At 65.4% G+C, this 19095-nt stretch carries 19 protein-coding genes; 10 read left to right on the forward strand and 9 right to left on the reverse strand.

The annotated features are described in order from the left end of the window. The first annotated feature begins 252 nt into the window (after positions 1-252). The 7 genes from DBO85_RS00545 (at position 253) to DBO85_RS00575 (ending at position 7954) form a co-directional block, all read left to right on the forward strand. A complete protein-coding gene (locus tag DBO85_RS00545; RefSeq protein WP_108104230.1) occupies positions 253-1017 on the forward strand; it encodes a DUF975 family protein in 765 nt (254 codons plus the stop codon). 70 nt (positions 1018-1087) lie between these two features. Then, the gene (locus DBO85_RS00550) at positions 1088-1816 is read left to right on the forward strand and encodes an RDD family protein (protein WP_108104232.1); all 729 of its coding nucleotides are present in this window, start codon (positions 1088-1090) and stop codon (positions 1814-1816) included. After that, complete coding sequence (locus tag DBO85_RS00555) at positions 1813-2790, forward strand: stage II sporulation protein M (protein WP_108104234.1); 978 nt, start codon at positions 1813-1815, stop codon at positions 2788-2790. Before DBO85_RS00550 ends, DBO85_RS00555 begins: the two co-directional genes overlap by 4 nt. Next, positions 2777-4369 (forward strand): DUF4129 domain-containing protein, encoded by a 1593-nt coding sequence (locus DBO85_RS00560; RefSeq protein WP_108104236.1) that lies wholly within the window; start codon positions 2777-2779, stop codon positions 4367-4369. Before DBO85_RS00555 ends, DBO85_RS00560 begins: the two co-directional genes overlap by 14 nt. After that, the gene (locus tag DBO85_RS00565; RefSeq protein WP_108104238.1) at positions 4366-5610 is read left to right on the forward strand and encodes a DUF4350 domain-containing protein; all 1245 of its coding nucleotides are present in this window, start codon (positions 4366-4368) and stop codon (positions 5608-5610) included. The genes DBO85_RS00560 and DBO85_RS00565 overlap by 4 nt, the downstream gene beginning before the upstream one ends. Continuing rightward, positions 5607-6629: an AAA family ATPase gene (locus DBO85_RS00570; protein WP_108104241.1), complete on the forward strand. Its 1023-nt coding sequence runs from the start codon at positions 5607-5609 to the stop codon at positions 6627-6629. The genes DBO85_RS00565 and DBO85_RS00570 overlap by 4 nt, the downstream gene beginning before the upstream one ends. Further along, on the forward strand, positions 6626-7954 hold the full coding sequence (locus tag DBO85_RS00575) for a DUF58 domain-containing protein (RefSeq protein WP_108104243.1): 1329 nt from the start codon (positions 6626-6628) through the stop codon (positions 7952-7954). Before DBO85_RS00570 ends, DBO85_RS00575 begins: the two co-directional genes overlap by 4 nt. Positions 7955-8223: 269 nt before the next feature. On the opposite strand, the gene DBO85_RS00580 is transcribed toward DBO85_RS00575, so the two are convergent. The 3 genes from DBO85_RS00580 to DBO85_RS00590 all read right to left on the reverse strand — a co-directional run bounded on the left by DBO85_RS00580 (position 8224) and on the right by DBO85_RS00590 (position 9491). Then, positions 8224-8583, reverse strand: coding sequence for a PilZ domain-containing protein (locus DBO85_RS00580; protein WP_108104245.1), 360 nt, complete (start codon positions 8581-8583; stop codon positions 8224-8226). A gap of 60 nt (positions 8584-8643) precedes the next feature. Continuing rightward, positions 8644-9066 (reverse strand): DUF4124 domain-containing protein, encoded by a 423-nt coding sequence (locus DBO85_RS00585; protein ID WP_108104247.1) that lies wholly within the window; start codon positions 9064-9066, stop codon positions 8644-8646. A 68-nt stretch (positions 9067-9134) separates the two neighbouring features. Next, positions 9135-9491: a tetratricopeptide repeat protein gene (locus DBO85_RS00590; protein WP_108104249.1), complete on the reverse strand. Its 357-nt coding sequence runs from the start codon at positions 9489-9491 to the stop codon at positions 9135-9137. A gap of 180 nt (positions 9492-9671) precedes the next feature. Here DBO85_RS00590 and DBO85_RS00595 point away from each other — a divergent pair, with 180 nt between their 5' ends. Continuing rightward, positions 9672-10583 (forward strand): universal stress protein, encoded by a 912-nt coding sequence (locus DBO85_RS00595; protein ID WP_108104251.1) that lies wholly within the window; start codon positions 9672-9674, stop codon positions 10581-10583. Positions 10584-10599: 16 nt separating this feature from the next. Next, positions 10600-12051, forward strand: coding sequence for a pyruvate kinase (gene pyk, locus DBO85_RS00600; RefSeq protein WP_108104253.1), 1452 nt, complete (start codon positions 10600-10602; stop codon positions 12049-12051). Positions 12052-12545: 494 nt separating this feature from the next. Here pyk and DBO85_RS00605 read toward each other — a convergent pair whose 3' ends face one another. From DBO85_RS00605 to DBO85_RS00615, 3 genes are read right to left on the reverse strand one after another with little or no spacing between them, the layout of a single operon-like run. Beyond that, positions 12546-13319, reverse strand: coding sequence for an enoyl-CoA hydratase (locus tag DBO85_RS00605; protein WP_108104255.1), 774 nt, complete (start codon positions 13317-13319; stop codon positions 12546-12548). A 32-nt stretch (positions 13320-13351) separates the two neighbouring features. Next, a complete protein-coding gene (locus tag DBO85_RS00610; protein WP_108104257.1) occupies positions 13352-14287 on the reverse strand; it encodes an iron-sulfur-binding ferredoxin reductase in 936 nt (311 codons plus the stop codon). Beyond that, positions 14280-15404, reverse strand: coding sequence for a GGDEF domain-containing protein (locus tag DBO85_RS00615; RefSeq protein WP_233356526.1), 1125 nt, complete (start codon positions 15402-15404; stop codon positions 14280-14282). The genes DBO85_RS00610 and DBO85_RS00615 overlap by 8 nt, the downstream gene beginning before the upstream one ends. 222 nt (positions 15405-15626) lie before the next feature. On the opposite strand from DBO85_RS00615, the gene DBO85_RS00620 reads away from it, so the two are divergent. Further along, entirely contained in the window at positions 15627-17150 is a 1524-nt protein-coding gene (locus tag DBO85_RS00620) for a fumarate hydratase (RefSeq protein ID WP_108104259.1), read from the forward strand. A 490-nt stretch (positions 17151-17640) separates the two neighbouring features. Here the strand turns inward: DBO85_RS00620 and DBO85_RS00625 are convergent, their stop codons facing one another. The 3 genes from DBO85_RS00625 to DBO85_RS00635 form a co-directional block, all read right to left on the reverse strand. Continuing rightward, the gene (locus DBO85_RS00625; protein WP_108104261.1) at positions 17641-18144 is read right to left on the reverse strand and encodes a hypothetical protein; all 504 of its coding nucleotides are present in this window, start codon (positions 18142-18144) and stop codon (positions 17641-17643) included. A gap of 142 nt (positions 18145-18286) precedes the next feature. Next, positions 18287-18499, reverse strand: coding sequence for a VF530 family protein (locus tag DBO85_RS00630; protein WP_108104263.1), 213 nt, complete (start codon positions 18497-18499; stop codon positions 18287-18289). An 82-nt stretch (positions 18500-18581) separates the two neighbouring features. Continuing rightward, positions 18582-19031 carry a DUF305 domain-containing protein gene (locus DBO85_RS00635; protein ID WP_108104265.1) on the reverse strand — a complete coding sequence of 150 codons (450 nt, stop codon included), beginning with the start codon at positions 19029-19031 and terminating at the stop codon, positions 18582-18584. Positions 19032-19095: the final 64 nt, after the last annotated feature.

Consider the following 19095-nt stretch of genomic DNA (forward strand, 5'->3'; position numbering starts at 1 on the left):
TTGTAAATGAGCATCTTGAGCCGATTTTTAACGCCGCGATGGCCACGCAGGTAGTTTTTCAACAGCCTGCTAGGCGTGACCGGCTGCGGACCCGCCGCATGACCGCTAGTTAGCCACGAAAACCCGCCGAGGGAAAAACCCGGGGAAACATGACCGCTCGCACAGCCGCCCGGTCCGCTGGTTGTGGGCCTGCGCCCGCTGCCGCTAAGATGCCGCGATCCCGGTTCAGGTCTCCACGCAAGGAACGCTCGCATGACTGACAGTATTTCGCAGAATCCCTACGCGGCTCCCGCCAGCAATCTCCAGGAAGTCCGCCACGATCTGACCCCCGTACCGACCATCGAGGAAGCCCTGAGCCGCGGCTATGACTTCCAGATCGGCGCACTGATCGAAGAAGCATGGCGTCTGGTCAAGGGCTCCAAGGGCGTCATCGTTGCCGGCTTCATCGTCTTCTACGCCGTAATGTGGGTGCTCAGCTTCATCGCCACCCTGATCGTCAGCATGCTGGGGCTCTCCGGTACCGAATTTGTCACCATGATGGTGAGCCAAACGGTCGTCGGCGCCATCGCGACAGCGCTGGCCTACCCATTCCTCGCCGGTGTGACCATGGTTGGCATCCGCCGTGCTGCTGGCCAGCCCATCAATGCCAACGAACTGTTCAGCCACTTCAGCCGAGCCGGCGCGCTTATCGGCGCAGCGCTACTGATCACGCTGATGACCTATCTCGGTTTCTTCCTGCTGGTAATTCCCGGCATCTATCTGTCGGTCGCCTACATGCTGGCGATTCCGCTGATCGTCGAACGCGGCCTGTCGCCCTGGGAAGCCATGGAGGTGTCGCGCAAGGCAGTCACCCAGCAGTGGTTCAAGATCTTCGCCCTGCTCCTGCTGCTTGCCCTGATCCAGATCGTCAGCCTCATCCCGCTGGGTGTCGGCCTGGTCTGGTCGATCCCGCTCTGGGTCATCTCGCTAGGAATCCTCTACCGCACCATCTTCGGCGTCCTGCCGCAGAGCAACTGAGTCGCGTGCCGGCGGAGCCGCAAGGCTCCGTGCGTGCTCCCCGAACCGCCTTTTCCGCAGTGCCACACAGATGTCCGTGTCCCCCGCCAACCACACAGTCACGCAAGACGCCCTGGCCGTACTCGATAGCCGCTACAAGGTCGAGACGCCGGAGGGTATCGATCTGCAGCTGCGTCCCGCCGGCGTGGTTCCCCGAGCAATGGCCTTCATCATCGACCTGCTGATTCGCGGCGGCGTCATGCTTGTAGCAGGCATCGTCCTGGCGTTGCTCGGCGACTTCGGCCAGGGGCTGCTGCTGATCCTGTTCTTCCTGTTGAACTGGTGGTACATGGTCCTCTTCGAGGTGTTCAATCAGGGCCGTTCGCCCGGCAAGCAGGCCCTTGGCCTGCGCGTCGTGCATGACGATGGCACACCCGTGGGCTGGGGCGCCTCGCTGATCCGCAACCTGCTGCGCTTTGTCGACATGCTGCCGGTCGGCTACGCGCTGGGCATCCTCAGCAGCCTGCTCCACCCGGGCTTCAAGCGCCTCGGCGATCTGGCCGCAGGCACTTTGGTGGTCTATCGCGACGAGCCGCCGACGCGCCCACAGATTCCCGAGGTCAGCCCGCTACGCGCGCCCTTCGCGCTCAGCCAGGACGAACAGCGCGCGATACTCGGTTTCGCCGAGCGCCAGGCCGGTCTGTCCAGTGGGCGCCGGGCGGAGATCGCCGGAATACTCGCGCCCGCGCTGGAAGTGCATGCCGACCTCGCCGAAGCCGAGCTCAACGGCATCGCCCGCGGACTATTGGGGCAGGCATGAAGCAGAGTCTTTTCGAACGCCGCCACCAGGCCGAGTGGGACGCCTTCCAGGCGCTGCTGCTGTCTCTGGAGCAAGGCAAGACCAAGGAAGACGAGAGCCAGGCGTTCGCCGCGCAATACCGGCGCATCTGCCAGCAGCTGGCGCTGGCCCAGGAGCGTACCTACAGCACCCATCTGATCGATCAGCTGCAGCTGCTGGCGATGCGTGGACACCAGCAGTTCTACCGCCATCGCAGCCACCTGGGCGCACAGATCATCGGCTTCGTGCTGGCGGGTTTCCCGCGACTGATTCGCCGGGAATGGCGCAGCGTGCTGATCGCCAGCCTGGTGTTCTACGGCAGCCTGATCGGCATGGGCGTGCTGGTCTACCTCTACCCGGAGCTGGTCTACAGCCTGATGGATCCCGCCCAGGTCACCAGCATGGAAACAATGTACGACCCGGAGAACCGCCGCCTAGGTCGCTTCGGCGAACGCGATGCCGGCGATGACTGGATGATGTTCGGCTTCTACATCATGAACAACATCGGCATCGGCTTTCAGACCTTTGCCAGCGGCCTGCTGTTCGGCCTCGGCACGCTGTTCTTCCTGCTCTTCAACGGCCTCTATATCGGCGCGGTTGCCGGGCATCTGACCCGCATCGGCTACAGCGATACCTTCTGGTCGTTCGTCATCGGCCACGGCGCCTTCGAGCTGACCGCCATCACCTTTGCCGGCGCTGCCGGGCTCAAGCTGGGCTGGGCGCTGCTGGTGCCGGGGCGGCACACGCGCATCGAAGCGCTGCGTTTGGCGGCGGCAGAAGCGGTCAAGCTGGTCGCCGGCGTCGTGTTCTTCCTGCTGATCGCTGCGTTCATCGAGGCCTACTGGTCGTCGATGACCTTTGCCACCTCGACGATCAAGTACGTGGTGGGCGCAGGTCTCTGGCTGCTGGTTGCCCTGTACTTCATCTTTGCCGGACGCCGCCATGCGCCTGACTGACGCCAGCGTCGCGATCCGCCCGCGGACTGCCTGGGAAGCACTGGACCTCGGCACGCTGATGGCCCGCCGTCAGTGCGGCGTGCTGATGGCCAGCTGGGCGTTGATCACCCTGCCGCTGCTGGCAGTCCTCACCGCGGTACTGTGGAAATACCCGCTCTGGGCGCTGCTGATCTTCTGGTGGCTCAAGCCGGCCTATGAGCGCCTGCCGCTGTTCATTCTTTCCCGCGCGCTGTTCCGCGAGATGCCGACGCTGCGCGAAAGCCTGAAAGCCTTCCCGCGACTGCTGCGCCCCCAACTCTTCGCCAGCCTGACCTGGCGACGCTTCAGCCCTTCGCGCAGCTTCGACCTGCCGGTACTGCAGCTGGAAGGATTGTCCGGCAGCGTCCGTAGCCAGCGCCTGACAGTGCTCGGCCAGCGTGACAGCGGCGCGGCGGCCTGGCTGACATTTTCCGGACTGGTACTGGAGGCCTGTCTGTATTTCGGTCTGATCGCCCTGTGCTACATGCTGTTGCCACAGCAGCTGATGGACGACCTTGGCTGGCAGAAACTGCTGCAGGAATCCGGTGGCGAGTGGCTCTGGCTCGACCACCTGCGCAACTGGAGCTATGCGCTGGTACTGATGGTCTGGGAGCCGATCTACGTAGCCTGCGGCTTCAGCCTCTATCTGAATCGGCGTACAGCCCTCGAGGCCTGGGACATCGAACTGGCCTTCCGCCGCCTGCGCCAGCGCCTGACCGGCAGCGCCTACGCCCTCGTGCTCGGCCTCGTGCTGGTGTTCGCCATGCCCGCCGAGCACGCCCTGGCAGCCAACAGCTGCCCACCGCCGGCAGGCGACTTCAATCCCTATACCGACCGCGAGCCGGACGACAAGGCGCGCCTGACCAATCAGGCGCTGACCAGCAGCCAGGCAAAGCAGGCGATCAAGGATCTGCTCGCCGCAGCACCCTTCCAGAACAACCAGATGGTGACCCGCTGGCGTTTCGGCGAGGAAAAGCCGGAAGAAGAACCCGAGGAAGACGATCCGGACAAGGTCGCGGAGTTCTTCGAAAAGCTGTTCAAGCTCGGCGAGGGTTTTGGCGCTATCGAGATGATCAGCCTGATCTTCAAAGTGGTGCTCTGGGCACTGCTGATCAGCCTGCTGGCACTGCTGATCTGGCGCTACCGCGAATGGCTGCGGGCCTTTGCCTCGCGCCTGGGCCTGCCACAACGCGCCAAGCGCGAGGCACCGGCGATGCTGTTCGGCCTGGAGATCACCCCGGAGAGCATTCCCGACGACGTCGCCGGAACCGCCGAGCGGCTCTGGCTGGAGAACCCGCGCGAAGCACTCGGCCTGCTCTACCGAGCCTTGCTCAGCCGCCTGCTGCACGAGCACCGGCTACCGCTCAAGAGCGCGCACACCGAAGGCGAGGTTCTGCGCCTGGTCGACCGCCTGCAGCAATCGGGTCTCAGCCAGTTCAGCGCCCTGCTCACCGGTCACTGGCAGAACCTCGCCTACGGGCATCGTCTGCCGGACGCCACGGTCCGTGACCAGCTGTGTAACGGCTGGCGCCAGCAGTTCTCCGGGCAGGAGCCGACATGAAGCGGCGCACGCTAGCCCTCGTCATCGGACTGCTGGTCGCACTGCTGGTCCTGTTCGGCAGCTACCTGCTGAGCATCGCCGAGCCTTACGAGGAAGAGGTCAAGCACGGCCCATCGCCCGAGGCGCGCGCCAACCGTTTCCTCGCCGCCGAACGCTTCCTCGAGGGCCAACAGCGCAAGGTCAGCCGAGCCAGCGGTCTGGAGGTTCTGGACACCCTGCCGAGCAAGGGCCAGACCTTGTTGCTGCTGGCCGATCGCGACCGCATGACGCCGCGCCAGGCCGAGCGCGTGCTGGCCTGGGCAGAACAGGGCGGACACCTGCTGTTCGTCGCCGAAGCATTCTGGGACGAGGATGATGGCAAGAGCGGCGATCTGCTGCTCGACCTGCTGGACATCCGCCAGTACGACGCTAACGATCTCGAGACTCTCGAAGAAGAAGAGCGCAGCGCTCCAGAGGAGCGCACCCAGCGCTGGCGCAAACCGGCGCCGCAAGGCACAGCGCAACGCGCACCCACGGTCGCCAGCGGCGACCGTCATCCTGAGCTGACCAAGCTGTATCTGGAGAACGAGGACGAGCCGGCCTATTTCGGCTTCGACACCGACTATCACCTCTACGATGCGCAGAACCGCGCCCACGCCTGGGCCAACAGCGCCCAGGCCACGCATATGCTGCAGCTGTACCACGGCAAGGGCGTCATCACCGTGGTGACGGATCACTGGCTGTGGCAGAACCGCCATATCGGCAAGCACGACAACGCCTGGCTGCTCTGGTACCTGACCCAGGATTCCGATGTCACCCTGCTGCATCACGCCGAGCGCGACGACCTCTTCTCGCTGCTGCTCAAGCACTTCCCGCAGGCGCTGGTCGCCGCGCTGCTGCTGATCGCCCTGCTGCTCTGGCGCCGCGGCAGTCGCCAGGGACCGTTGCTGCTGCCGGCCAGGCCGGCTCGCCGACAGCTTGAGGAGCATCTGCGCGGCAGTGCCGACTTCCTTCTGCGCCGCACCAGCCAGCAGCGCCTGATCCAGGCCCTGCAGGCCGACATCCAGCGCCGCGCCCGTCGGCGCCATCCCGGCTTCGAGCGGCTGCCGGTGGCCGAGCAGTGGCAGATCCTCGGCCGCCTCTCCCGTCAGTCTCCCAGCAACATCGGTCAAGCGATGCGTCCGGCCGGCAAGGACCGCGTCAGCGCCGCCCAATTCACCCGCCAGGTCGCCTACCTGCAAAACCTTAGGAATGCCCTATGAGCGAACAGACGCCAGAGACTCCCCGCAGCGAGCCGGCCCCGGCCCCCGCCAACCCGAACCTCCAGCGCCAGCGCGCCAGCCAGTTGGCCGCCGCCCTGCGCCAGGAGCTGCAGAAGGCGCTGATCGGCCAGAGCGCGGTGATCGAGGATGTTCTCACCGCGCTGATCGCCGGCGGCCATGTCCTGGTCGAAGGCGTGCCCGGACTGGGCAAGACCCTGCTGATCCGGGCCCTGGCACGCTGCTTCGGCGGCGAGTTCTCGCGCATCCAGTTCACCCCGGACCTGATGCCCAGTGACGTCACCGGCCACGCGGTGTACGACATGCAATCCGAGCAGTTCAAGCTGCGCAAGGGCCCGGTGTTCACCAATCTGCTGCTGGCGGACGAGATCAACCGCGCGCCGGCGAAGACCCAGGCGGCGCTGCTCGAGGTGATGCAGGAGCGCCAGGTGACCCTGGAAGGACGCGCGCTGCCGGTACCCCAGCCGTTCCTGGTGATGGCGACGCAGAACCCGATCGAGCAGGAAGGTACCTATCCGCTGCCGGAAGCCGAACTCGACCGTTTCATGCTCAAGCTGCGCATCGACTACCCCGAAGCCGCCGAGGAGATGACGCTGGTGCGCCAGGTCACCCGCTCCTCGCGGGCCGACATGCTCGACGTGACGCCGCTGCGCACCCTGCTGCAGGCCAAGGACATCCTCGCCTTGCAGAAGATCGCCAGCGAGCTGCCGGTGGACGATCAGGTCCTCGACTACGCAGTGCGCCTGGCCCGCGCCACCCGCACCTGGCCCGGCCTGGCACTGGGTGCCGGCCCGCGCGCCAGCATCTCCCTGGTCCGCGGCGGACGCGCCCGTGCCCTGCTGCGTGGCGGCGACTTCGTCCTGCCGGATGACGTCAAGAGCTGCGCGCTGGCGGTGCTGCGTCACCGCGTGCGGCTGTCCCCCGAGCTGGATATCGAGGGACTCTCGGTCGACCAGGTGTTGCAGCAGCTGCTCGATCAGGTGCCTGCGCCGCGCCTATGAAACCCTCGCGCCTGCTTCTGTGGCTGATCGGCGTGCTGCTCGCAGCCGCCATTCTGCTCGGTGCCCTGCCGGCGCTGGGGATCGCCCTGCCCGCCAGCCTGACGCCGATCTGGTGGGGCGCCCTGCTGGCCACCGCGCTGCTGGCATTGACCGACGCCATCTGGCTGCGACGCCTGCCCTCCCCCACCCTCGAACGCGAGCTGCCGGGCAACCTGCCGCTGGGACGCTGGACCGAGGTGCGCATGCTGCTGCACCACGCCTACCGGCAGCGCCAGAGCGTCGAGGTTTTCGACCATCTCCCCCAGGACATGGATTTCGAGTACCTGCCGCAGCGGGTCGAGCTGCATCCGGGGGAGGTGACCCAGTTCGGCTACCGGGTGCGCCCGCTCAAGCGCGGCCGCTTCGAGTTTCCCCGCTGCGAGCTGTTGCTGAACAGTCCGCTGCGTTTCTGGCAGGGCCGCCGCCTGCTTGAATGCACTGCCAGCACCCGCGTCTATCCGGATTTCGCCCGGCTCTACGGCGCCCAGCTGATGGCGGTCGACGACTGGCTGAATCAGCTCGGCGTGCGCCAGCGGCCGCGGCGCGGCCTGGGCCTGGAGTTCCATCAGCTGCGCGACTTCCGCGATGGCGACACCCTGCGCCAGATCGACTGGAAGGCGACAGCACGCAAACGCACGCCAATCGCCCGCGAGTACCAGGACGAGCGTGATCAGCAGATCGTCTTCCTGATCGACTGCGGCCGACGCATGCGCAGCCAGGATGGCGACCTCTCGCACTTCGACCATGCCCTCAACGCCTGCCTGCTGCTCAGCTACGTGGCCTTGCGCCAGGGCGACGCGGTGGGCCTGGCGACCTTCGCCGGCGAGCAGCGCTTCGTTGCGCCGGTCAAAGGGCCTGCCCAGCTCAGCGTGCTGCTCAACGCGGTGTACGACCTGCAGAGCACCCAGCGCCCGGCGGACTACGCCGGCGCCATTGACCAGTTGCTCGCGCGCCAGCATCGGCGAGCACTGGTGGTGCTGGTGAGCAACCTGCGCGACGAGGACGACGAGGAGCTGCTCGGCGCGGTCAAGCGCCTGGGCAAGCGTCATCGGGTGCTGATCACCAGCCTGCGCGAGGAAGTGCTCGACCGCCTGCGCCATACCGAGGTGGAAACCTACGACCAGGCACTCGCCTACTGCGGCACCCTGGACTACCTGAATGCCCGCGACGGGCTGCACGAGCGCCTGGCCAGCCACGGCATGCCGGTACTGGATGCGCGACCGAGCGAACTGGGCCCCGAGCTGGTCAGCCGCTATCTGGCGTGGAAGAAGGGTGGCGTGCTCTGAGCATCCGCTCTGCCACTCGGAACACCCATCGATATGCGCTTTTGGCCGGTGGACAAGGCTGCACCGTTGTCCACTCTACGCCAGGCCTCTGGACATGACTGTGCTGTCCGCTCTGCGCCAACCTGTAGGGTGGATGGCCGAAACCATCCACCAGGCGAAGTTCGCTGATGGCAACGGAGGTCGGCCTGTGTAGTGGTGCTTCATGCAGGGTGGTGTGACAAAGCAAAAGGGTATGTGTGCACCCTACCCCGCCCGCATAGCGCTCCGACTCAGACCGAACTGACCACCGGATTGAAGCTGAAGTAGTGACGCAGCGCCTCGACCATCTCGGTGTACTCCGCCGGCGCGCTGACCAGGCAGAAGCCCGAGTCATAGCCGCCTGGCGTGACATCCTCGCGAGACCACTTGCAGGTCGCGGAAAAGTCGATGTACTGCTGATGGCCCTCGCAGCCGGGGATCTTGATGCGCATGTCGAAGCAGCCGCCGACCAGCATCGGCAGCTCGCTGATCAGCAGCAACCCCTCCAGCGAGACGTTGCCTATGTAGCCCATCGGCCGGTCGGTGATCCGATTGAACACCTTGAGGTAGGAGGGCAGTTGGTGGCGGTCGATCCTGCGTAGATTTCGCATGATGGCAATTGGCTACGAATGGACCCTGAGTATGGCCGCAATGCGCCAGCTTCTCCAGTTTCAGTCGCAGTGTTGTTCGACCTGCGTCCGCAGTTCACGACGAGCGGCGTCCACCTCGGCGTCGCTGTAATAGCGGCGGCCGCCACTCTCGTCGGCGCTGAAGAAGGTTCCACCGCTGGCCAGCCGGGCCATTCGCGCTTTCAGTGCAGCACAGTGCTGCTGCCGCTCGGCATCCTGCTCGGCGCTGCGTTGCTGTTGCTGCGCTTGCTCGTCGCGACGCGCCTGGAAGAAGCGCTCGCTACGCGCCTCGCGCTCGCGCGTCTGCTGGTCGCGCTCGATCACCTGCGGGCGCACTTCTATGCGCTCGGCCTGCGCGGGTGGGCGCTGACCGAAATGGACGCGGCCTTCGGCGTCGGTCCAGCGATAGATTTCCGCCAGGGTCGGGGTCGCAACCAGAACAAGCAGGATCAGCAGGCTACGCATGGTGCCTCCAGGTCAGTCAAAGGCGCGAGGGTACCGCCAGATGCGCGCTTGTCCCAGTACGCCATCGATCATTTGCGCACCGCGTCGCCATCTCCATGGCCCAGCGCGGCCAGCGTGTCCAGGCGCGCCTGGGCGCGGTAGGCGTACTCGCTGGACGGGTAGCGCTGGATGATGAAGCGATAGGTCTGCCGGGCATCGACGAACAGGCTCTGGCGTTCCAGGCAGTGTCCGCGCAACAAGGAGATTTCCGGTTGCAGGTAGCTGCGCGAGCGGCTCAGCCGCTCCGCCCGGGACAATTCCAGCATGGCCTTCTCGCAGTCGCCGAGATGGTAGGCCTGGTAGGCGTTGTCCAGCCGATGATCGAGCGGGATGCGGGTACAGCCGGCGAGCAGCAGAAGGCAGATGAAGGTGGACAGATGACGCATGGCACGGACTCCTCGGTGAGTGCAGGCTGTATCGGCAACTGTTCGCAGTTCTGCAACCGGGCGAGTGGTTGTAACCTCGAGATCATGTCCGCACCGCTATGCTGACCCAGATCAAGCGCCCGCAACGGCATGCAGGCTGCAATCCGGGAAACGCCCCGTCCGCTATCAAGGAGAACGCCTGTGAAATTCGAACGCCTGCTGGTGCTGATCGACGCCGAGCGCAAGGACCAACCCGCCCTGCAACGCGCCGCCTGGCTGGCCGAACGCACCGGCGCCGAACTGCACCTGCTGCTCTGCGCCTTCAGCAGCAGCCTCGATCACAACCTGTTCCTCGAAGGTCCGCGCCTGGAGCAGGCCCGCGACGCCTTTCTGGAGGAGCGCCGCAACTGGCTCGATACGCTCGCCGCACCGCTGCGCAGCAACGGCGGCAAGGTTCACACCCGGGTCATCTGGAGCAAGCAGCGCCAGCGCGCCAGCCTCGACGCCATCAGTGCGCTGCAACCGGACCTGGTGTTCAAGTCCGCCCACCACCACGGCCTGCTCAAGCGCCTGCTGCTCAGCAACAGCGACTGGGAACTGCTGCGCCACTGCCCTGCCCCACTCTGGCTGGTCCATCATGGCGAGTGGCAGGCACGTAAACTGTGCGCGGCCCTCGATCCGCTGCACAGCGCCGACAAACCGGCCGCGCTCGATCATCGACTGATCGATATCGCCGGCGAACTCGCCACCCAGCTCGGGCTCGAACCTCACTACCTGCACAGCTTCGCGCCTCTGCCGCGCAGCCTGGTCTTCGATCTGGAGATGGTGATGTCCTACGAGCAGTACAGCTCCAAGTGCGCCAGCCAGCATCGTGAAGCCTTCGAGCAGCTGCTGGCCCAGCACACCATCCCGCCGACCTCCAGCCACCTGCTGGAGGGGTATGCCGAGCAGCGCATTCCCGCCTTCGTCCGCGAGCAGGGTATAGACCTGCTGCTGATGGGTGCGATCTCGCGCGGCCAGCTGGACGCTGCCATCATCGGCAATACTGCTGAACGAGTCCTCGACGAGGTCGAATGCGACCTGCTGGTCGTCAAACCCGCCACCACCCCCTGAAGCACCGGAGCCCCGCATGATCTCGCGCCGCACCAAGATAGTCGCCACCCTCGGCCCGGCGAGCAGTTCGGAACAGATGATCGAGAAGCTGATCCTCGCTGGAATGGACGTCGCCCGCCTGAATTTCTCCCACGGCAGCGCCGACGAGCACCGTTCTCGCGCCCGACTGATCCGCGAGATCGCCGCGCGCCACGGGCGCTTCGTCGCCCTGCTCGGCGACCTGCAGGGGCCGAAGATCCGCATCGCCCGTTTCAGCGACAAGCGTATCTCCCTGGCCGAAGGCGACTACTTCCGCCTCTCGGTGACCCACCCGCGCGACGCCGGCAACCAGCAGGTGGTCGGCATCGACTACCCGGATCTGATCAAGGACTGCGGGGTCGGCGACGAACTGCTGCTGGACGACGGTCGCGTGGTGCTGCGGGTCGAAACGAGCAGCGCCGACGAGCTCGGTTGCCGGGTGCTGATCGGCGGCCCGCTGTCCGACCACAAGGGCATCAACCGCCGTGGCGGCGGACTCAGTGCACCGGCCCTGACCAGCAAGGACAAGGCCGACATCGCCCTGGCCGCGGAGATGGAGGTCGATTACCTGGCCGTGTCGTTCCCGCGCGATGCGGCAGACATGGAGCTGGCCCGCCGGCTCTGCGAGGAAGCTGGCTGCAAGGCCTGGCTGGTGGCGAAGATCGAGCGTGCCGAGGCGGTGGCGGATGACGCCAGCCTGGACGCGCTGATCCGCGCCAGCGACGCGGTCATGGTCGCCCGCGGCGATCTGGGCGTGGAGATCGGCGATGCCGAGCTGGTCGGCATCCAGAAGAAGATCATTCAGCACTCGCGCGGGCTGAACAAGGCGGTGATCACCGCGACCCAGATGATGGAGTCGATGATCCACAGCCCGATGCCGACCCGCGCCGAGGTCTCCGACGTGGCCAACGCGGTGATCGACCATACCGACGCGGTCATGCTCTCCGCCGAGAGCGCCGCCGGCGAATACCCGGTCGAGGCGGTCAAGGCGATGGCGCGGATCTGCCTGGGCGCGGAAAAGCATCCGACCAACACCCGCTCGCGCCACCGTCTCGGCGAGGCGTTCCAGCGCTGCGACGAAAGCGTCGCGCTGGCGGCCATGTACGTCGCCAACCAGATGGCCGGGGTCAAGGCCATCATCTGCCTGACCGAGAGCGGCTACACCCCGTTGATCATGTCGCGGATCCGTTCCACGGTGCCGATCTTCGCCTTCTCGCCACATCGCGAAACCCAGGCGCGGGTGGCGATGTTCCGCGGCGTGTTCACCATTCCCTTCGATCCGGCGGCGCTGCCAGCGGACAAGGTCAGCCAGGCGGCAGTGGATGAACTGCTCCAGCGCGGCGTGGTGGAGCCGGGCGACTGGGTGATCCTGAGCAAGGGCGACAGCTATCACGGCACCGGCGGCACCAATACGCTGAAGATCCTCCAGGTCGGCGCGCACCTGCTCTGAGTCGCGACGTGAAAATGAAAAGGCCGCTCGAGAGCGGCTTTTTTCTTGCCCTCACAAAACGGATTCAGGGCGTAGGGTGCAACAAGCGCAGCGCATTGCGCCGCAAGGGTCGTCGGCACCCCGCAGCGCCTGCCGGATCGACGCATTTCTGCCGATCGATGGTGGATTACACCTGCGGCTAATCCACCCTTGGAGCTTCAGGCTGATCGGCCGCGCCAGCCCGACGTAGGGTGGATGACGCTCTTTTCATCCAGCGTCGCGATTGCATAACGGTGGACGGATGAAGCGTCGTCCACCCTACAACAGCCGATTCGGCGGACCGCATTCGTAGGGCGCAATAAGCGCAGCGCATTGCGCCGATTCCCACGTTGCCAAGTGGCCTGAGATGGAGCCTCGGTTTGCCCCCACAGTATTGCCTGGTGCTCTTTCCGTGGCGGATTACGCCGCGGGCGGCTAATCCGCCCTACGAGTGATGCAACTGCCGCAAAACGGCTTCAGGCAAAGCGCGAGAAGTCCGGCGTGCGCCGCTGGGTGAACGCCGACAGCGCCTCGATCGCCTCCGGAGAGCGCAGCCGCTGATTGAACAGCTCGCCCTCCACCTCGATCACCCGCAGCAACTCCTCACGCTGCGGCGCACGCATCAGGCGCTTGCTGTCGGCTACCGCCGCCGGCGCCAGATCGACAAAGCGCAGCGCGGTTTCGCGCGCCCTGGCTTCGGTCGCGGCGCCATCGTCCAGTACCTCGCTGGCCAGCCCCCACTCGACCGCCTGAGCGCCGCTGAGGCGCTCGCCCAGCAGGAGCATCCTTGACGCCCGCATCGGACCCAGCAGGCGCGGCAGGATCAGGCTGGAGCCGAACTCCGGACACAGCCCGAGATTGACGAAAGGCGTGCTCAGCCGGGCATCGCGACTGACATAGACCAGATCGCAGTGCAGCAACAGCGTGGTGCCGATGCCGACTGCCGGTCCGGCCACGGCAGCCAGTACCGGCTTGCTGCAATCGAGCAGCGCGTGCATGAAACGGAACACCGGGCTGTCGGTGCTGCTCGGTGGTGCCTGGAGGAAATCGTTGACGTCATTGCCGCCGGTGAAGCACTCAGGGCCACCGGTGATCAGCACGGCGCGCACCCCGCGATCCTGCTCGGCCGCTTCCAGTGCATCGGCCAAGCTCGCGTACATGGCGCGGGTCAGGGCATTCATCTTGTCCAGGCGGTTCAGGCGCAGGGTCAGCAGACCGCCCTCGCGTTCTACCAGTACGTGTTCGCTCATCGAAGCTCCGGGAAAATCCTGTACCGCCGACTTCAGGCACGCGGCAGAAAGACATCCGCCAGCACCTGGTTGCGCGGCACACCGATCAGAAACAGACGGCGGGCGAAGGCATCCACGCTGGCGGGCGAACCGCAGAGTAGGGAGAGGGTCTGCCGCGAGACAAGCCGCAGTCCGGCCAAAACCGAAGCCTGATCGGCCGCCGTCGGTAGCTGCACGTTCAGTTGGGAATGCGCTGCAGCCAGCGCCAGCAGGGGCTGCGCCAGATAGTGACCGACCGGATCATCGGCCAGGTGAATGACCTTGATCGGGCCCTGGTGATGCTGGCGCAGTGCCTCGCGAAGAATGCCCCACAGCGGCGCCAGCCCGGTACCGGCGGCCAGCAGCCAGAGCGGACGCTCGCTCCACGTCGGGTCATAGTGCAATGCGCCACCGCGCAGTTCACCCAGGCGCAGCGGGTCACCCGGCTGCAGACAGCGCGCCGATTCACTGAAGGCCCCACCAGGCAGACAGTCGAGGTGGAATTCCAGCCAGGTATCTTCACCCGGCAGACTGGCCAGCGAATAGGGCCGCGCCAGGCCTTGTGCATTCCACAGCAACAGATGCTGACCGGCGGCATAGCGCAGCGGCCGCTCCGGCAGCAGCCGCAGGCGCAGTACCCGCTCACTGAGCCAGTCGACGGACTGCACCCGTGCCGGCAGGCCGTCGCGACCGGGGTCGAACAGCTCCACTGCAAGATCGCCCTGCAACCGGCACTGGCAGGCCAGGCGCCAACCCTGCTCGCGCTGCGCCGGGCTGAGTGCATCGGGCTGGGCATCCTCAAGCGCCCCCTGGCAGCGCACCATGCAGGCATGGCAGCTACCTGCCCGGCAGCTGTAGGGCAGCGCGACCCCAGCCGCCAGCAGCGTATCGAGCAGGTTACTGCCGGATTCGGCAACCAGCGACCTGTCGCCCAGGCGCAATTCAGGCATCGCCTCCTCCCCAGGACGCCTCGCAACGATCGCGCCCGGCATGCTTGGCGCGGTACAACGCCTGATCGGCACGCTGCAGCGCGTCGTCCAGGTCGTCCTTCATCTGCAACATGGTCATACCGACCGAGAGGCTGATCCGCTCGCTCTCCAGCCCTTCGATACGGGTGGCCGCGTAGGCCTCGCGCAGCCGCTCGCAGCAGGCACTGAACTGCAGGGTATCGGTATTGGGCAACAGCAGCACGAACTCCTCACCGCCGTAACGGGCCAGGATGTCGCCGTCGCGCAGGCAGGTCTTGGCCACCTTGGCGAAGAGCTGCAGCACGCGATCACCGGTCGCATGCCCGAAGCGGTCGTTGATCCGTTTGAAGTAGTCCAGATCGATCAGCGCCAGGCCATGCTCGCGACCCGGCCGCAGGCTGGCCAGCTCGCGCTTGGCCAGGCGCAGGAAATGCCGGCGATTGAACAGCCCGGTCAGCTCATCGGTGGCGACCAGATCCTCGAGCTGGCGCATCATCCCGCGCAGGGTGTCCTGATGCGCCTGCAATGCCACGCTGCGCTGGCGCATGCGCGTTCGCATCGCCTGCACGTAGCCGGCAAACAGGCTCAGCCAGATCAGCACCAGCAACAGCACGCACAACTGCAGCAATACCTGGCCCTGGCGATCCCCAGGCAACGGCTGCCAATAGGCTTCATAGAGATTGAGTGCGGCAAAGCAGAAGAACGCGAACGCGGCGCAGCGGGCGAACACCCGCGGGGTCAGCTGCGAGACGCCGAATAGCAGAATGATCACGTAGATGACCAGCAGCGCACCCCGAGCCTCATCCAGATTAGCCAGGAACAGGGTGTGCCAGAGCAGCGCCACCAGTACCTGGGCGAGCGTCAGGCTGGGGTCGCGAAAACGCAGGTTGAAGCCGCTGAGGAAGCAGATCAGAAACAGCAGCTGGCTGGCGATCACCAGCAGGCTGACCAGCAGCGCGTAGCCCCGCGAGCCCAGGTAGAAGTCACCCAGCACGGTCAACCAGGTGATCGTCAGCAACAGCGCGTAGGTACCCAGAGCCATCGCGAAACGCTTGAGCCTCAGGTACTGCAATGCGGAGCTCGGTTCGTTCTGACTCATCTGCACAATGGGCTCCATCCCATACTGGCAACTAGCCGCCACTGTACGCCCGGTATCCGCACATGCCTAGTGCCGCGCGGCCGCCAGACGACCAACGTCTTGTTGCAGAAACTGTCCGACAGCGCCCTGCCCAGGCTATACTGCCGCGCCTTTTTTACCGCCCTGTTGCGTCGGCAATTCTCCGGCGCCTTCGAAGTTCCCGCTTTCCAGAGGAGCGCGCCCGTGACCGTGATCAAGCAAGACGACCTGATTCAGAGCGTCGCCGATGCCCTGCAGTTCATCTCCTACTACCATCCCGTCGACTTCATCCAGGCCATGCATGAGGCCTACCTGAAGGAAGAATCGCCCGCCGCGCGCGACTCCATGGCGCAGATCCTGATCAACTCGCGCATGTGCGCCACCGGTCACCGTCCCATCTGCCAGGACACCGGCATCGTCACCGTATTCATCAAGGTCGGCATGGACGTGCGCTGGGACGGCGCCACCATGAGCGTCGACGACATGATCAACGAGGGCGTGCGTCGCGCCTACAACCTGCCGGAAAACGTCCTGCGCGCCTCGATCCTGGCCGACCCGGCCGGTGCCCGCAAGAACACCAAGGACAACACCCCGGCGGTGATCCACTACTCCATCGTCCCTGGCGACAAGGTGGAAGTGGACGTCGCGGCCAAGGGCGGCGGCTCCGAGAACAAGTCGAAGATGGCCATGCTCAACCCGTCCGACTCGATCGTCGACTGGGTGCTGAAGACCGTGCCGACCATGGGTGCCGGCTGGTGCCCGCCGGGCATGCTCGGCATCGGCATCGGCGGCACCGCCGAGAAAGCCGCGGTGATGGCCAAGGAAGTGCTGATGGAGCACATCGACATCCACGAGCTGCAGGCTCGCGGCCCGCAGAACCGCATCGAGGAGTTGCGCCTGGAGCTGTTCGAGAAGGTCAACCAGCTGGGCATCGGCGCCCAGGGCCTCGGTGGCCTGACCACCGTGCTCGACGTCAAGATCATGGACTACCCGACCCACGCCGCCTCCCTGCCGGTGTGCATGATCCCCAACTGCGCCGCCACCCGTCACGCCCACTTCGTGCTCGACGGCTCCGGCCCGGCCGAGCTGGAAGCGCCGGATCTTTCCGCCTACCCGGAAATCGTCTGGGAAGCCGGCCCGAGCGCACGCCGCGTAAACCTGGACAGCATCACCGCGGAAGAAGTGCAGAGCTGGAAACCGGGCGAGACCGTGCTGCTCAACGGCAAGATGCTCACCGGCCGCGACGCTGCGCACAAGCGCATGGTCGACATGCTGAACAAGGGCGAGCCGCTGCCGGTGGACCTCAAGGGCCGCTTCATCTACTACGTCGGCCCGGTCGATCCGGTCGGTGATGAAGTGGTCGGCCCGGCCGGCCCGACCACCGCCACGCGCATGGACAAGTTCACCCGGCAGATCCTCGAGCAGACCGGCCTGCTCGGCATGATCGGCAAGTCCGAGCGCGGCCCCATCGCCATCGAGGCAATCAAGGACAACAAGGCCGTGTATCTGATGGCCGTCGGTGGCGCCGCCTACCTGGTCGCCCAGGCGATCAAGAAGTCCAGGGTACTGGCCTTCGAAGAACTCGGTATGGAAGCCATCTACGAGTTCGAAGTGAAGGACATGCCGGTGACCGTTGCGGTCGACACCAATGGCGAGTCGGTGCACATCACCGGCCCTGCGATCTGGCAGCAGAAGATCCACGACAGCCTGGCTGTCGAGATCAAGTAACCGTCTACCGCAACCAGAAAGGCCCGGCGCATGCCGGGCCTTTTCGTTTCAAAGCGCCGCTGCGACAGCTGCATCATCCGTAGGGCGGTTTAGCCGCCTGCGGCGTAATCCACCACAGACCGCGCCTCGGAAAACGCGGCGAATAGACGCAAGTCCCAGCCAGCCTGACAGCGCAGGAACCGGCGCCATGCGCTGCGATTATTGCGCCCTACGCTCTTGAACGGCGCAAGCCTGATTCATGGCCAGACACAATCGTCGCGATAGAGAGAATCGAGTTCAGCTCCCTGCTGCGAGGGCGGATCATCGCCCCACCGTCGAAACAGCCAAGGAGCTCCCCCCGATGAAAGCAATCGCCAGCAAGATCCGTCAGGCCATGGTCAGCACCTCGCCGTCCGCCAGCACCGCCGACAACGAGGATCACCCGAACTTCTGGATGTACCGCTGACGCAGGGCTAGCGGACTGGCCCACAGGACAGCCGTCAGCCTGGCGTCAGAGCTTGGCTTCCAGCGCCTGCTGGATCGCCTTGGCACGGGCGTCGACATCGTCGGGATTGGTGAAGGGGCGGAAGTTGATCGACAGCACGCCCGCTTCGAACTGCACGCCATCGGCGTAGGCGCTGGCCGGCGCGGTTTCCTCGTCAAAGCGCACCACGATGTTCTTCAGCTCCGCCGCCAAAGCCTGTTTGCCCATGTCGTCGACAGCAACGGCCTTCAGCGCCTGCGCCAACGGAGTGAAATAGACATTGGTCCAGAACGAGTCCAGGCCGAAATTGGCGGACTGGCCTGGGATGACCAGGCTGTCCCACTGCACCTCAACCGGAACGGCAAAACCCGCAGCCGCCCGGATGGCTTCCAGTTGACCGGCGTAGATGTCGCTCTGATAGGTCGCGATGGCGCGACGTTCGGCCAGCGAGGGTGCGGCCTGGACGGTCGCGCTGAGCAGGCTCAGGCCAAGCAGCGAGGCAGTAAGCAGAGATAGGGCATTCTTGCGCATGTGGAACTCCTTGAAGATACGACGGGCCCGCCAGGCGCGCGGCGGCAGCAATGGCCATCGGCAGCAGAGGCTGGCGGGTGCGCCACTTTACTCACTCCAAGGGGTGAAAACCGCGAACTGCCGCCATTGCTGAAGCACCGCTTCAACCCGCACGACTGCGTAGATAGAGCTCCTCGACCTTCTGCCGGGCCCAGGGCGTCTTGCGTAGAAATGCCAGGCTCGACTTGATGCTCGGATCGTTCTTGAAGCAGCGAACGTCGACGCGCTGGGCCAGACCGTCCCAGCCATGGCGTGCAACCAGTTCGGTCAGCAGCGCTTCGAGGGTGACGCCATGCAAGGGATCCACGCTATCGATACTCCATCAGAGGGGGCGGCCGGGCAGCCAGACCGACAGTGTGAGCAACACCGCGAACAGGCGCCAGCCTCCCGTGCAGACGCTAGCGCGACTCCAGCTCGCTGATCAGCGCCTTCATCTCGTCGATCTCTCGCCGCTGCGCGGCAATGATCTCGTCCGCCAGCTGGCGCACCCGCGGGTCTTCGATATGGGCGCGTTCGCTGGTGAGGATGGCGATCGAGTGATGCGGAATCATCGCCTTCAGCCAGGACACCTGATCCACACTGGCCTGACTGCGCACCAGCCACAGCGAGCCGGCGAAGACTGCCACCGCCAACACGCCGATCAAGGCATTCAATGCGCGACTCGCATACATCCCGCGCATGAACCCAAGCATGACTAGCGCCATGCTCGCGCCCATGATCAAGGCCATGTACAGCCGGGTCTCGCTGAAGAACATGTGATCCAGGACGTAAAGGTTGAGATACATCAGGCCGAACATGACCACGGTGGAGGTGAAGATCATCGCGGCAAAGCGAAGGTAGGGATTCATCGGCACGCTCCTCGATGCAATGGGGGTGCAACTGGGACAGCGACACCCGCGTGTGTGATCCGCT

The sequence above is a fragment of the Pseudomonas mangrovi genome (assembly GCF_003052585.1).
GTDB classification, from domain to species: domain Bacteria; phylum Pseudomonadota; class Gammaproteobacteria; order Pseudomonadales; family Pseudomonadaceae; genus Aquipseudomonas; species Aquipseudomonas mangrovi.